General features: G+C 72.2%; 13 protein-coding genes. 9 read left to right on the forward strand and 4 right to left on the reverse strand.

All coding sequences use genetic code 11. The annotated features are described in order from the left end of the window. Positions 1-77 precede the first annotated feature (77 nt). The 3 genes from OG570_RS08115 to OG570_RS08125 all read left to right on the forward strand — a co-directional run bounded on the left by OG570_RS08115 (position 78) and on the right by OG570_RS08125 (position 2636). A complete protein-coding gene (locus tag OG570_RS08115) occupies positions 78-1046 on the forward strand; it encodes a YncE family protein (protein ID WP_247060431.1) in 969 nt (322 codons plus the stop codon). A gap of 40 nt (positions 1047-1086) precedes the next feature. Next, entirely contained in the window at positions 1087-1962 is an 876-nt protein-coding gene (locus OG570_RS08120) for an LLM class F420-dependent oxidoreductase (protein WP_326945969.1), read from the forward strand. A gap of 80 nt (positions 1963-2042) precedes the next feature. Next, positions 2043-2636: a helix-turn-helix transcriptional regulator gene (locus tag OG570_RS08125; protein ID WP_326956115.1), complete on the forward strand. Its 594-nt coding sequence runs from the start codon at positions 2043-2045 to the stop codon at positions 2634-2636. Here OG570_RS08125 and OG570_RS08130 read toward each other — a convergent pair. The 4 genes from OG570_RS08130 to OG570_RS08145 all read right to left on the reverse strand — a co-directional run bounded on the left by OG570_RS08130 (position 2629) and on the right by OG570_RS08145 (position 7337). Next, positions 2629-3729, reverse strand: a complete 1101-nt coding sequence (locus tag OG570_RS08130; RefSeq protein WP_326956116.1) for a lanthionine synthetase C family protein — start codon at positions 3727-3729, stop codon at positions 2629-2631. The two genes, OG570_RS08125 and OG570_RS08130, sit on opposite strands and share 8 nt — an antisense overlap. Continuing rightward, positions 3726-6650, reverse strand: a complete 2925-nt coding sequence (locus tag OG570_RS08135; protein ID WP_326956117.1) for a lantibiotic dehydratase — start codon at positions 6648-6650, stop codon at positions 3726-3728. Before OG570_RS08135 ends, OG570_RS08130 begins: the two co-directional genes overlap by 4 nt. A 66-nt stretch (positions 6651-6716) precedes the next feature. Continuing rightward, the gene (locus OG570_RS08140; RefSeq protein WP_326945965.1) at positions 6717-6839 is read right to left on the reverse strand and encodes a hypothetical protein; all 123 of its coding nucleotides are present in this window, start codon (positions 6837-6839) and stop codon (positions 6717-6719) included. A gap of 129 nt (positions 6840-6968) precedes the next feature. Further along, on the reverse strand, positions 6969-7337 hold the full coding sequence (locus tag OG570_RS08145; RefSeq protein WP_326956118.1) for a YrdB family protein: 369 nt from the start codon (positions 7335-7337) through the stop codon (positions 6969-6971). Positions 7338-7546: 209 nt separating this feature from the next. On the opposite strand from OG570_RS08145, the gene OG570_RS08150 reads away from it, so the two are divergent. The 6 genes from OG570_RS08150 to OG570_RS08175 are packed head-to-tail and all read left to right on the forward strand — an operon-like array spanning position 7547 to position 13972. Then, positions 7547-8842, forward strand: coding sequence for a class I SAM-dependent methyltransferase (locus tag OG570_RS08150; protein ID WP_326956119.1), 1296 nt, complete (start codon positions 7547-7549; stop codon positions 8840-8842). Position 8843: 1 nt separating this feature from the next. After that, entirely contained in the window at positions 8844-9635 is a 792-nt protein-coding gene (locus tag OG570_RS08155) for a glucose-1-phosphate cytidylyltransferase (RefSeq protein WP_247060419.1), read from the forward strand. Then, a complete protein-coding gene (locus OG570_RS08160) occupies positions 9632-10279 on the forward strand; it encodes a PIG-L deacetylase family protein (RefSeq protein ID WP_326956120.1) in 648 nt (215 codons plus the stop codon). Before OG570_RS08155 ends, OG570_RS08160 begins: the two co-directional genes overlap by 4 nt. Before the next feature lie 5 nt (positions 10280-10284). Continuing rightward, positions 10285-11304 carry an NAD-dependent epimerase/dehydratase family protein gene (locus OG570_RS08165; RefSeq protein WP_247060415.1) on the forward strand — a complete coding sequence of 340 codons (1020 nt, stop codon included), beginning with the start codon at positions 10285-10287 and terminating at the stop codon, positions 11302-11304. After that, positions 11304-12584, forward strand: a complete 1281-nt coding sequence (locus OG570_RS08170; RefSeq protein ID WP_326956121.1) for a DUF4910 domain-containing protein — start codon at positions 11304-11306, stop codon at positions 12582-12584. The genes OG570_RS08165 and OG570_RS08170 overlap by 1 nt, the downstream gene beginning before the upstream one ends. Positions 12585-12589: 5 nt before the next feature. Beyond that, positions 12590-13972 carry a hypothetical protein gene (locus OG570_RS08175; RefSeq protein ID WP_326956122.1) on the forward strand — a complete coding sequence of 461 codons (1383 nt, stop codon included), beginning with the start codon at positions 12590-12592 and terminating at the stop codon, positions 13970-13972. Positions 13973-13976: the final 4 nt, after the last annotated feature.

Genomic DNA, 13976 nt, shown 5'->3' on the forward strand with positions numbered 1-13976 from the left:
GGGGACCCGAAGTTCCTTCGCGTGATCATCGCGCGGGTTACGCTCGGGAGGCGAATCGATCACGAGCGGAGGCGCCGATGCGAGGCCGCCGGATACGTCGGAGGACCCTGTTCGCCCTGGTCACCGCGGGCGCGGGGGCGGTGTTCCTGCCCGGGGTCGCGCGCGCGGAGAACGTCCGGTCGATCGAGCTGGGCGGCGCCCCGACCGGGATCGCGGTGAATCCGGTCACCGGCCTCGGTTACGTCACGGATCCCCAGGCCGGGACCGTTTCCGTCGTGGACCCGCAGAGCGCGACGATCGGCGCGGTGGTCCGCGTCGGCGGCGCGCCCGGCGACATCGCGGTCGACTCGGTCGCCAACCGGATCTACGTCGCCAACCCGCCGGCCGGCACCGTCGTGGTGCTGGACGGCCGCACCCACGACCTGGTGAGCGTCATCGGCGCGGGCGCCGGCGCGGCCACCCTGGCGGTCGACGAGCAGGCCAACCGCGTCTACGCGGCCAGCGGCGGCACCGGCATGCTCGCCGTGCTCGACGGCGTCAGCTGCTCGCTCGCGGCCCTCGTGCCCGGCCCGAAGCCGAGCCTGGGCGGCATCGCCGTCGACCCCGGCCGCAAGCTGGCCTACTGCGCCAGCACCGACACCGACTCGGTGGAGGTGTTCGACATCGACGCCGGGGAGTTCGTCGCGAGCGTGCACGTCGGGGCGAAGCCGACGGCGGTCGCGGTGCACGCCGCGAGCGGCACGGTGTACGTCGCGAACTCCGGCATCCACCACATGTCCATTGTGGACTCCTCGACGCGCACCGAGCGCAAGACCGTGTTGCTGCGCAGCGAATCCTCCGCGCTCGCCGTGCACCAGGGCACGAACACGGTCTACACCAACGGCGGCCAGAACGGGATCGGCCGGATCGACGGCGCCACGGGCACGCTGACCGGCGACCTGTCGCTGGGCGTCAACCCCGGCGACGTCGCCGTCGACCAGCGGACGCACACGGTGTTCGTCACGGATCCCTTGCACGGCAGGGTTTCCCTCATCGGGGATTTCTGAGCACGCACCTGGGGTAACTCCAGGTATACGGTCGAGGACTATGAAACTCGGACTGCAGATCCCCGACTTCACCTGGCCGAACGGGGCGTCCGCGCTGGGCGCCGACCTGGCCTCCGTCGTCCGCACCGCCGACCAAGCGGGCTTCGACTCCATCGCCGTGATGGACCACTTCTTCCAGATCGGCGGGGTCGGCCCCGTCGAAAACGACATGCTCGAGGCGTACACCACCCTCGGCTTCATCGCGGCGCACACCGAGCGCGCCAAGCTGCTGACCGTCGTCACCGGTGTCCTCTACCGCCACCCGGGCCTGCTGGCCAAGGCGATCACGACGCTGGACGTGCTCTCCGGCGGCCGCGCGATCCTCGGCGTCGGCGCGGGCTGGAACGAGGAGGAGTCGAAGGGCCTCGGCTTCCCCTTCCCGCCCCTGAAGGAGCGTTTCGAGCTGCTGGAGGAGAACCTCCAGTACATCCTGCAGATGTGGGCGGAGGGCGACGCGCCGTTCAAGAGCGCGCACTTCGACGCGTCACGGCTCCTGAACGTCCCGCAGGTGCTTTCGAGCCCGCGGCCGCCGATCATGATCGGGGGCGGCGGCGAGAAGAAGACGCTGCGTTTCGTCGCGAAGTACGCCGACCAGTGCAACCTCTTCAACAGCCCGGAGCTGGAGCACAAGCTCGACGTCCTCAAGCAGCACTGCGAGACCGAGGGCCGCGACTACGGCTCGATCACCAAGACCGTCTACCACATCCTTGACATCGGCGAGGACGGCGAGAAGACCGGCGAGCTGCTGAAGGAGCTGGAGCGGCTGAACGGGCTCGGCATCGAGGTCGCCCTCGGCATGGTCCCGCACGTGCACAACCCGGCGGTGCTCGAGAAGTTCGGCACCGACGTCATCCCGGCCGCCGCGCGGATCGGCTGACCCCGGACAAAAGAACAATCAATTCCCCGCGGATCCCCTGATATCGTTTCTTCGATATTTCGGGATCTGCGGGGGCCACCATGACGGAATCACCGGCTCGGCTGAACGTGATCGCCCCGGCCTGTCTCGGCGAGGCCCTTTCACCGCACGTGTTCCTGCTCGAAAAGCAGGACATCCGGCTGGTGCTGACGGCCGATCTGTCCTGCACCCTGCGGGAACACCGCGGTGCGGTGGCCGCGGTGCCCGCCTTCACCGAAGCCGAGGTTTCGGTGATCAGTTCACTCCGGGCCGCGTTTCCCGGGCAAGCGGTGATCGGCGTCGTCGACGACGTCTCCGGAAACCAGACGTACGCCGCGATGCACGCCGGGGCGCACGGCGTGCTCAACATCCAGCTGCCGCCGTCCCGCGCGGTGACGGTGATCCACCGGCAGGCCGCCCGCCTCGCCCTGGCCACCCCGGACCACCCCGGCGCCGCGCCGGCGTTGAGCGTGAGCGACTTCGCGGTGCTCGAGATGGTGATCGAAGCGCGGTCGACGCGGGAAATGGCCCGGCGCTTCTACTGCTCCGAGCGGACGATGTACCGGCGGCTGAAGGACATCTACGGCCACATCGGCGTCGACGGCCGCCGCGGGCTCCTCGAACTGCTCGCCACGCGCCGGCGGGTGTTCAGCTGAACAGCAGGACGCGGTCCCACGACGACGGGCCGCGCCCGTCGTGCCCCGCGAACGGCAGCAGCGCGCAGGCCACCCCGGCCGCGCCTTCGACGAGCCCGGCCACGTCGACGGGCGCGCCGGATTCGTGGTGCCGGAACAGGAACTCCGCCGTTTCGTCCGCACTCGCGGCCACACGCCGGGCGACGCGGCCGGCCGCGGCCAGCAGCTCCGGATCGCCGGCGGCCGTGCCGACGCGGTGCAGGGCGCGCAGCAGACCGGCGTAACCGTGGCAGACGGTCGGGCCGTCGAGGTGCCACTCGGCCTCGGGGCGCCGGGGGACCGCGCGCAGGGCCTCGACCGCGAGCCGCCGCCAGGCCGGTTCGCCCAGCACGGTCCCGGCCCGGTGCAGGGCCACCGCGACGCCGGGAGCGCCGTAGCACCAGGCACTCTTGGCCGGGACCGGGGTTTCCGCGGCCCAGGCCGGGAAGTACGGCCCGGCGGCGTCTTCGCCGGCGATGTCGCGCAGCCAGCCGGCGAGGTGGTGCATCGCGTCCTGCTGGCCGGGCACCACCCGCTCGTGTTCCGCGGCGAGGGCGAGGAACGCGAGGATCCCGGCGACGCCGTGGGCCATCCCGGCGTCGGCGCCGGGCCGGGTTTCCGTGACCGCCAGCCGGACCAGCGCGTCCAGGGTCGGTCCGACGTCGGCACCCGCGTCGAGCAGGACGCGCCCGAGCCCGGTGAGGCCGTTGACGACGTCGTAGCCGCCCGGGTGGGCGAGCCGGTGCGCCTGCGCGGCCTCGGCGTACGCGGTCAGCCGCGCCCGCAACCCCCGGTAGCGGCCGGTGCCCGCCGCGCACGTCTGCGCGGCAGCGAGCACCGCGGCCGGGCCCTCGTAGAGCCCGGCGGCCGGCGCGTCGGCCAGCGCGGCCACCGCGGCCGCGAGGTGCCGGTGGGCCACCGGCAACCACCGCTCGTCCGTCCGGGCCAGCTCGCCGAACAGCATCGCGACGCCGGGGTGACCGCGGAACAGCGAGGTCGGCCGGGTCCCGCCCGATCCGACGGGCGTGAGCCGCCGCGCGGTCTCGGTCACCAGCGCCGCGAAGTCCGCGGTCACGAGTGCTTCCGGCGGCCGAGGTGGTCGAGAACCGCGGCACGCGCGTAGCCGTGCACCTTCCGCTCCCGCTCGACGGGCCCGCCGAACAGCCGGTTGCACGTCATGTGCAGCAGGCTCGCCAGGATCTCCTCGGCGTCGCCCAGCTCGCGGACGACATCGCCGTAGCGGCGCACGGCCTCGTCACGCGGGCCGAGCGCGTCGACGACCGCGCGTCCCTCGGCCGTCGCGCGCAGGCCGGGCCAGTCGCCGGCCGGGTCCACGAGGGACCGCCACCGGACGCGGTTCCGGGCGTACTCGCGGCCCGGCGTGATCGCCGGCAGCCGGTCCGCCGCACCGAACGCGTGGGCCAGCGCCGCCAGCGACACCGCGGCCAGCTCGTCCAGCGAAAAGGCCGTTCGCCGTTCCAGATCCAGCAGCCTCATCGCGAGCTCGCTGTCGGCGTGGAACACCGCCTCGGCCGCCGGCATCGCCGCCGGGCCGCCGTAGCGCTCCAGCTCCGGCTCGTGGCTCGCCACCAGCCAATCACCGATCAGCCGCTGGTCCGACCACTCGCCGAGCCGCGCCGCGAGGCGGGGGAACACCGACGGCCACAACGTCGCCGGGTCGCCGTGGAACCGCAGCCGCAGGACCGGGTCCGGCTCCGCGTAGCGGACGAAGTACCAGGGCCCGCCGGCTTCGGCGGCCAGCGCCGGGAGCCGGTCGCGCACGACGTCCGGCCGCGGTGAGAAAACCTTGACGTACAGCCATTCCCCGCCCGGCTGGTACCGGCGGCGGGCCCGCAGCGGCCGGGGCGGCGGCGCGGACGGCACCGGCGTCCGGCGGCTGAGCCCGACGACCACCTCGGCGGGCCGGCCGCCCAGCCAGCCGCCCGGGTCGGCGGACTCGGTGGCGACCAGGCCGGCGTCCTTCCGCAGCTCGTCGCGCAGGATCGCCCGGTGCCACGGGTCGGCCAGGTCGAGCGTCAGCCGCTGGTCCCGGCTGCGCACCTCGACCCGCTCCGGCACCCGCCACGCCGTCCGCCAGCGCTCGACCGCGCCGGGCCAGGCGTCGTCCGGCACGTCACGCAGGGCGTCCAGCCGCCACACCGCCGGGCTCAGCACCGTGCGCCGGTAGCGCACGCGCGGCAGGTACGGCCCGGCGAGCGCGCTCCCCCAGTCCCACGGTTCCCACAGCCGCGTCCCGGTCAGCCCGGCGTCGTGCAGGAACCGGACGACGTTCGGCGCCTGGTCCTCGAGCCGCAGCATGTTGTGCACCACTGGCAGCAGCTCGGTACCCGTCGGGACGTGCACGACGGTCACGCGGCCACCGGTCACGCCGACGGCGAGATCGGCCGGCGCGAGCGTCCCCCCGGGCAGGCCGACTGCGATCCGCCGGCCGGTGTGCGCGGGCGTGTTGACGACGTTCGCGCCGCGCCCCTCGCGCGGCTGGTAGGCCAGGGTCACGGGCACGACCTGCTCGTCACGCTCCACGACGTCCGGGTCGGGGAGCATTCCGGCGAACCGGCTCGCGGTCGCGCCGGGCTGGTACGACCCGTGGCTCGGCGCGGTGACCAGCCGGAACTCGCCGGCGGCGAGGTCCTCGACCGAGGCCGCGCACAGCTGGAAGCAGTACTCGCCGAAGCGCGTGACCTCGGCCGGGTCGCCGTCGTCGGCCAGTGCGTCGACGGTTTCGTCGTCGAGCACGACCTCACGCACGCCGTCCCGGACCGCCTCGGCCACCAGCGCCGCCACCCGGCGGTCCCGGGGGGTCCGCTCCGACGGCGGCTCCGGCGTCGCGGGCCGCGCGGCCGGCCACCGGTAGCCCGCCGGGGCGCCGATCCCGGCGGTCTCGTCGAGGGCCTCCAGGAGCGGGACCAGCCGTCCGGTGCCGTACCGCTCGGTGAACCGGGCCTGCCACTCGCCGAGGACGGCCCGGCGCGGCGACATCCGCCACATCGCGGTGACCGCCGCCGCCACCTCGGCGCGGACGTCCTCCGGCAACCGGACGCGCAGCCCCTGCCGGGTGTCGACGTGCACGGGGTTCTCGTGCGGCCGCAAGTCCCGCGCGAGGGCGACGACGCGACGCAGTTCGGCGGTCCCTTCGCCGATCGGCCGCGCGTCGTAGGCGTCACGCGCTTCGGCCACGGCGACGAGGGCGTCGCGCAGCGGTACGACCGCACCGCGGCGCTCGGCCGCGGCCAGCACGTCGATGACGTGGGTGAGCGGGTCACCGCCGTCGAGCGGCGGCCGCAGCGACGTCAGCAGCACGCCCTGGCGCACCAGCTCGGCGATCAGCCCGATGGCTCGGGGGTCCCGCAGCGCGGCGACGACGTCCGGGACGGGCCGGGCCGACCGCGTCTCGGCGAGCACGGCCTCGACCGCCGGGGTGCACCGCACCGAAACGGCCGCGCGCTGACCTGCCGATGGCGTGTCGAGGTGCAGCCGGTCACCGCGGCGGACCACCGTCGAGTGCGCCTGGACGTCGAGGTGGGGCAGCAGGCCGGGCTCCGGCTCGGCCGCTTCGACGACGTCCCGCAGCCAGCCGAGGTCGAGGCGGGTCCGCGTCCGCGCCGGTCCGTCGTCCTCCACCTTCGGCGCGAGGTCGAACCGGCCGGCGGACACCCCGGCGAACAGCCCGAACGGCGTCGGCCGGGTCCGCGAGCGGAGGTCGTACTTGAGCACGGCGAGCGCGGCCCGCCGCAGCTGAGCGGGCTTGCGCGCGTCGAGCCGGCCGCTCCGCGCGTCCGCCAAGACCGCGGCGAGGCTCGGGCTGGCGACCTCGATCGCTTCGGCCAGCTCGGCGCGGTCGGCCGCGGCGCGCAGGACGTCCCGGCACGCCTCGGGATCCGGGCCGCCGGGGGCGGCCGGCAGCCGCGCGGCGCCCGAGCGCAGCGGGGTGCGTACGACGAAACCGTCGTGCACCCGGAAAATCTCGTCACCCATTTCCGGCCTCCGGGAAACCGGCGGCGGAAAACCGGAACCGGTCCGGTTTTCCGCCCGCCGCGGCGATCAGAAGGCCGAGCAGCAGTCGGTGCCGAGGATCCAGACCACGACGTCCGGGTTGAACTCGGCCTGGACGTCGAGGTCGAACTCGTCCGGCACGACCTGCATGTCACCATTTGCGTTCTGCATGATTCCGCTCCTGTCCGTGGGTACGGGGATTTCGACGTTTACCGGGGCCCTGGTGCTCACCCAGTAAATGGGCGAACCCGCAGCCGGGGCAATCGCCGGCGGACAGGTTGGCAGTGATGGCAGGGCCGGTCAGCCGTCCTTGGCGACGCGGCGGGTCAGGGCCGCGACGCCGATGCCGACCACGGCCAGCACGACCCCGGCGATCACCCAGCCGACCAGGGCCAGCACCACGCCGGTGGCCGCGAACAGGGCGAACTCCACCAGGAAGCGGGCCGGTTCCGGGAGCCGCCGGGAGGCCTTCGGGGCGATGAACAGGCCCCAGACGGCGGCCGCCGCCACCGGCAGCAGGACGGCGTCGACGATCGCCAAGGCCACGCCGCCGCCGAGCTGGGTGCCGGCCAGGGCCAAGCCGCCCAGGAGCGCCAGTTCCGTCAGGAACCGGACCGTCAGCACCACACCCGCGACCCCGCTCAGGCGGGGAGTCGGCTCCGAAGTCATCCGCCCAGCGTAGGGCCCAAGTCCACTGTGGACGTTACGGATCCGGACCGGCACCGTCCGTGATCTGCACCACAGGTCACCTGCTTGGCGTGGTGATGTTGCGGTTCCGAATCGGTCCACCGGCCCGGCACGCGTCGCTGTAACGACCTTCCACCGCCGCTCGACGTGTCTAACGCATATCGCGACCGCGAGTCCAAGGAGCCTGGTAGATGACCACATGTCGACTCTGCGGTTCGACAAACACGGCCAGCGTCGTGGACCTCGGCGCGACTCCCCCGTGTGAGCGATTTCTGACCGCCGAACAGCTCGACGAGCCGGAAGCCACTTTCCCGCTGCACCTCATCGTGTGCACCGAGTGCTGGCTGGCGCAGATCCCGCCGTTGATCGACCCGGACGACACCTTCACGGAGTACGCGTACTTCTCCTCCTTCTCGACGTCGTGGGTGGAGCACGCGAAGCGCTTCGTCGACGGCTCGGTCGAGCGCCTCGGGCTGGACGAGAAGTCGTTCGTCGTGGAGGTCGCCAGCAACGACGGTTACCTGCTCAAGCACGTCGTCGAGCACGGGATCCGGTGTCTGGGAGTCGAACCTTCGGTGAACGTCGGGCAGGCCGCGCGCGACGCCGGCGTGCCCACCCTGACCGCGTTCCTCTCCGAGGAAACCGGCCGTCAGGTGCGCGAGGAGCACGGGCCGGCCGACCTGGTCGCCGCGAACAACGTCTACGCGCACATCCCCGACGTCCTCGGCTTCACCAAGGGCCTGCGCGCCCTGGTCGCGGACGACGGCTGGGTCTCCATCGAGGTCCAGCACCTGCTCACGCTGATCGAGAAGAACCAGTACGACACGATCTACCACGAGCACTTCCAGTACTACACGGTCGAATCGGCCCGCCGCGCGCTGGCGACCGGCGGGCTGACCGCGGTCGACGTCGAACTCGTGCCGACGCACGGTGGCTCGATCCGGCTGTGGGCGCGTCCCACCGAGGCTTTCGGGGGGTCCCGGGTGGCGGAGCCCCCGGCCCGGGGCGGCGCCCCGGTTGTCGCAGCGGTCGCGGGCGAGCCCAGCGAGCGGATGACCGACGTGCTGGAGCGGGAGAAGGCCGCCGGGCTGCACGAGCTGTCCGGGTACACCGAGTTCGCCGAGCGCGTCACCCGCGTGCGGCTGGACCTGCTGAAGTTCCTCATCGAGGCGCGCAACGACGGGAAGACCGTCGTCGGCTACGGCGCCCCGGGCAAGGGCAACACCCTGCTCAACCACTGCGGCATCCGCACTGACCTGCTGCAGTACACGGTCGATCGCAACCCGTACAAGCACGGCCGGTTCACCCCGGGCACCCGCATCCCGGTGCTGCCCCCGGAGCGGATCGAAGCCGATCGGCCCGACTACGTGCTCGTCCTCCCGTGGAACCTCCGGGAGGAACTGACCGAACAGCTGTCGTTCGTGGGTGCCTGGGGCGGAAAGCTCGTGTTCCCCATCCCCCGCCTGGAAATCGTCGAGGTGTCTTGAAGTGAAGGTCGTACTCTTCTGCGGTGGTTACGGGATGCGGATGCGCAACGGCGCGGCCGACGACGTTCCGAAGCCGATGGCGATGGTCGGTCCGAGACCGCTCATCTGGCACGTCATGCGGTATTACGCGCACTTCGGGCACACGGAGTTCATCCTGTGCCTCGGCTACGGCGCGGCGCACATCAAGAACTTCTTCCTGAACTACCAGGAAACCATTTCCAACGACTTCGTCCTGCGCAACGGCAAGCCGGAACTGCTCTCGACCGACATCGCCGACTGGACGATCACGTTCGTGCAGACCGGGATCGAGTCGCCGATCGGTGAGCGCCTGCGCCGCGTCCGCGACCACCTCGACGGCGAGGAGATGTTCCTCGCGAACTACGCCGACGTCCTGTCCGACGCGCCGCTGCCCGACATGATCGAGCGGTTCGAGAACACCGACGCCGGCGCGTCGATGATGGTCGTGCCGCCGCAGTCGTCGTTCCACTGCGTGGAGATGAACGAAGGCGGCATGGTCGGCGCGATCACCGCCGTCAGCGAAATGCCGCTGTGGGAGAACGGCGGGTACTTCGTGCTCCGCCAAGAGGTCTTCGACCACATCCCGGAGAACGGCGACCTGGTCGCCGACGGCTGCGGCGAGCTGGCCAAGCGCGGCCGGCTGCTGGCCTACCCGTACCGCGGGTTCTGGAAGCCGACCGACACGGTCAAGGAGCGCGCGGCGCTCGACGACGCCTACACGCACGGCAAGAAGCCCTGGGCGCTCTGGGAGCGGCCCGTCGCGAGCACCGCGTGATCGGGCTCCGGCCGGGACAGCTCGGCGGCGTCGTCGCCCTCGGCGCGCACTGCGACGACATCGCGATCGGCGCCGGCGGCACCCTGCTGACGATGTGCGCGTCACGGCCGGGCCTGCGGGTCGACGCGCTGGTCCTCTCCGGCGGCGGCACGCCCCGCGAGGACGAGGAGCGCGCGGCGCTGGCGGCGTTCTGCCCCGGCGCGCAGGTCGACGTCACGGTGCTGAAACTGCCCGACGGCCGGTTCCCGGCGCACTGGGAAGAGGCCAAGAACGCGCTGGAGGAGCTGCGGCGACGGACCGACCCGGACGTCATCCTGGCGCCGCGCACCGACGACGCGCACCAGGACCACCGCGGGCTGGCCAAGCTGGTGCCGACGGCGTTCCGCGACCACCTGGCGCTCGGCTACGAGATCGTCAAGTGGGACGGCGACCTCGGCGCCCCGTCCGTCTACCAGCCCCTGGAAGACGACGTCGCCGAGGAGAAGGTCCGGCTGCTGCAGACGCACTACGCGTCCCAGCGGCACCGCGGCTGGTACGACCGGGAGGCCTTCCTCGGCCTGGCCCGGATCCGCGGGATCGAAGCGGCCGCGAAGTACGCCGAAGCGTTTTTCGTCAAGAAACTCACTCTCGACCTGAAGGGCTGAATTCGATGCGGGTGTTGCTGACGGGGCACAAGGGCTACCTGGGCACGGTGATGGCCCCGGTGCTCGCCGCGGCCGGCCACGAGGTCGTCGGCCTCGACTCCGGGCTGTTCGAGCAGTGCCTGCTCGGGCCCGCACCGGCCGACCCGGGCGGGTACGCCGTCGACCTGCGCGACGTCACGGCCAAGCACGTCTCCGACGTCGACGCGGTGATCCACCTGGCCGCGCTGTCGAACGACCCGCTGGGTTCGCTCGCGCCCGAGCTGACCTACGACATCAACCACCACGCGTCGGTGAAGCTCGCCAAGCTGGCGAAGGACGCCGGTGTCCAGCGCTACCTGTACGCGTCGACCTGCTCGGTGTACGGCGCGGGCGGCGAGAACCTCGTCAACGAGGACGCGCCACTGAAGCCGGTGACGCCGTACGCCGAGTCGAAGGTGCGCGTCGAGGCCGACGTCCACGAGCTCGCCGACGACGACTTCACCCCGGTCTACATGCGCAACGCGACGGCGTTCGGCTACTCGCCCCGGCTGCGCGGCGACATCGTGCTGAACAACCTCACCGCGCACGCGCACCTGTCCGGCGAGGTGCTGGTGCTCTCCGACGGCACGCCGTGGCGGCCGCTGGTGCACGCCCAGGACATCGCGCGCGCGTTCACCGCGGCGCTGACGGCGCCGAAGGAGGCCGTGCACAACAAGGCCTTCAACATCGGCACCGAGGACAACAACGTCACCGTCGCCGAGATCGCCCAGGAGGTCGTCGAGGCCGTGCCGGGCTCGACGCTGAACATCACCGGCGAGGCCGGCGCCGACCCGCGCTCCTACCGCGTCGACTTCTCACGCTTCCGCGAAGCCATCCCGGGCTTCGCCTGCGAGTGGTCGGTCAAGGACGGCGCCGTCGAGCTGATCGAGGCCTACCGGAAGTTCGGGCTGACCCGGGAGTCGTTCGAGAAGCTGTTCACCAGGCTCGCCTGGCTGCGCAGTGAGGGCGAAGCCGGCCGCGTCGACGACACCCTGCGGCGGCACTAGTGGCGGGCACGCAGCTGCGGACCGGGGCGGAACTGCACGCCCTGGTCGAGCGGCTGTACCCGATCTGCCGCAGCATCACCGGCGACGGCGTGCGGCAGACCCTGGACATCATCGGCGAGCACATCGCGCTGGAGCGGCACGAGGTCCCGACCGGCACCCAGGTGCTGGACTGGACGATCCCGCAGGAGTGGAACATCCGCGACGCCTACGTGGCCACACCTTCGGGTGAGCGGGTAATCGACTTCCGGGAGTCGAACCTGCACGTCGTCGGCTACAGCGTTCCGATATCGGAGCGGCTGCCGCTGAGCGAGCTGCGGGAGCACCTGCACACGCTGCCGGACCGGCCGTCGTGGGTGCCCTACCGGACCAGCTACTACGCCCCGGCCTGGGGATTCTGCCTCGCGCAGGAGAAACTCGACGCGCTGCCCGACGGCGAGTACGACGTCGTCATCGACTCGACCCTGGCCGACGGCTCGCTCACCTACGGCGAGCACGTCGTCCCGGGCCGCGTCACCGACGAGGTCATCGTGTCCTGCCACGTGTGCCACCCGTCGCTGGCCAACGACAACCTCGCCGGCATCGCGGTGGCGGTCTCGCTGGCGCAGCAGCTGGCTCTCGTCCAGCCCCATTACACGTACCGGTTCCTGTTCATGCCGGGCACGATCGGCTCGATCACCTGGCTGGCGCGCAATTCCGACCGGATCGAGAAGGTCAAGCACGGGCTGGTCCTGGCGTGCGCCGGCGACCCGGGCCCGCTGACGTACAAGAAGTCCCGCCGCGACGACGCCGAGATCGACCGCGTCGTGCAGCACGTGCTCCGCTCGCGGGAGCACAAGGTCGTCGACTTCTCGCCGTACGGCTACGACGAGCGCCAGTTCTGCTCGCCGGGCTTCAACCTCGGCGTCGGCTCCCTGACGCGGACGCCGTACGCCGGCTACCCCGAGTACCACACCTCCGCCGACAACCCGGGTTTCGTCTCGCCCGCGGCCATGGAGGACACGCTCGGCGCGCTTCGCGACGCCTTCGGCGTCCTGGACCGCAACCGCCGGTACGTCAACCTCAGCCCGTACGGCGAACCACAGCTCGGCAAGCGCGGGCTGTACGACTCGCTCGGCGGCCGCAGCGACGCCAAGGAAGCCCAGATGGCCATGCTCTGGGTGCTCAACCTCTCCGACGGCGACCACTCCCTTCTCGACATCGCCGAGCGGGCCGGCCTGCCGTTCGACATCGTCGACGTCGCGGCGCGTGCCCTGCACGACGCCGGCCTGGTCAAGGAGTGAGCGACGTGGCCAACCACCGCCGGGCCTCCGGCTCGCTGCTCCGGAACGGCGCCGTGCGCGCCATGGCCGGACGGCTGAGCTGGGGCCTCGGCGACCAGGCGGTCTCGAGCCTGACGAACTTCGCGGTCGGCCTGTACGTGGCCCGCTCGCTCGGGACGTTCGCCTTCGGCATCTTCAGCCTCGCCTGGGTCACCTACGGCGTGGTGCTGAACGTCTCGCGCGGCCTGGCCACCGACCCGCTGATGGTGCGCTTCAGCGCCGTCTCGGAGGACCGCTGGCGCCACGGCGTCGCGAGCGCGTCCGGCACCGCCATCGGCGTCGGCTGCGTGACCGGCGTGATCAGCCTGGTCGCCGGACTCGCGGCCGGCGGCCCGCTCGGCAACGCGTTCGTCGCGCTCGCCGTCGTGCTGCCGGGCCTGCTGCTGCAGGACGCCTGGCGCTTCGCGTTCTTCGCCCGCGGTGCGGGCAAGAAGGCGTTCATCAACGACTGCGTGTGGGGCGTCGCGCTGATCCCGGCGCTGGTCATCGCCGCCGAGATCGGCACGGTCGTCGCGTTCGTGCTGGCCTGGGGCATCTCCGGCGCGGTCGCGGCGGTCTTCGGCTGGTTCCAGACCGGCGTCCTCCCGCACCCGCGCGCGCTGCTCGGCTGGTTCAGGTCCCAGCGCGACCTGAGCGTCCGCTACCTGGTCGAGAACGTCAGCAACAGCGGCGCGTCGCAGCTGCGCGCGTACGGCCTCGGCGCGATCGCCGGCATCACCGCCGTCGGCGCGGTCCGCGGTGCCGAGCAGCTGCTCGGCCCGTTCCTGGCCCTGCTCATGGGGCTGTCCCTGGTCACCGTCGCGGAGGGCGCGCGGGTGCTTCAGCGGGCGCCGCACCGGCTGAAGCACTTCTGCATGATCCTCGGCGGCGGCCAGGCCGCCGCCGCGCTGTGCTGGGGCCTGGCACTGCTGCTCCTGCTGCCGGACGCGGCGGGCCGCTGGGTGATGGGCTCGGTGTGGGACTCGTCGTCCCCGCTGATCCTCCCGGTGACCCTCGCCGTGGTCGGCGCGAGCTTCTCGACCGGCGCCGCGGCCGGCCTGCGGGCCCTCGGCGCCGCCCCGCGGAGCCTGCGGTCGCAGCTGATCGCCTCCCTGTTCTACGTCACGTTTGGCATCACCGGAGCCTTCCTGGGCGGTGCGGCCGGGTCCGCGTGGGGCGTCGCGGCCGCGACGCTCACCGGGTCCGTCGTCTGGTGGCTGCAGCTGCGGCTCGGACTGCGCGAGTACGTGCCGCCGGTCCCGGACGACGCCGGGGCCGGCGACGCCACCATCGTCTTCGCGCCGCTCAAGGAGACGATCAACGAGATCACCGTGGTCTTCGAGCCGATCAAAGAGCCGATCAAGGAATGAGGAC

Origin of the sequence: Amycolatopsis sp. NBC_01286, from assembly GCF_035982555.1 — a bacterium.
GTDB lineage: Bacteria > Actinomycetota > Actinomycetes > Mycobacteriales > Pseudonocardiaceae > Amycolatopsis.

Excerpts from the sequence above, each read along its gene's own strand:
- OG570_RS08150 (WP_326956119.1), top strand. The coding sequence starts at position 7,547 with ATGACCACATGTCGACTCTGCGGTTCGACAAACACGGCCAGCGTCGTG.
- OG570_RS08115 (WP_247060431.1), top strand. The coding sequence starts at position 78 with ATGCGAGGCCGCCGGATACGTCGGAGGACCCTGTTCGCCCTGGTCACC.
- OG570_RS08145 (WP_326956118.1), bottom strand. The coding sequence starts at position 7,337 with ATGACTTCGGAGCCGACTCCCCGCCTGAGCGGGGTCGCGGGTGTGGTG.
- OG570_RS08140 (WP_326945965.1), bottom strand. The coding sequence starts at position 6,839 with ATGCAGAACGCAAATGGTGACATGCAGGTCGTGCCGGACGAGTTCGAC.
- OG570_RS08135 (WP_326956117.1), bottom strand. The coding sequence starts at position 6,650 with ATGGGTGACGAGATTTTCCGGGTGCACGACGGTTTCGTCGTACGCACC.
- OG570_RS08125 (WP_326956115.1), top strand. The coding sequence starts at position 2,043 with ATGACGGAATCACCGGCTCGGCTGAACGTGATCGCCCCGGCCTGTCTC.
- OG570_RS08165 (WP_247060415.1), top strand. The coding sequence starts at position 10,285 with ATGCGGGTGTTGCTGACGGGGCACAAGGGCTACCTGGGCACGGTGATG.
- OG570_RS08120 (WP_326945969.1), top strand. The coding sequence starts at position 1,087 with ATGAAACTCGGACTGCAGATCCCCGACTTCACCTGGCCGAACGGGGCG.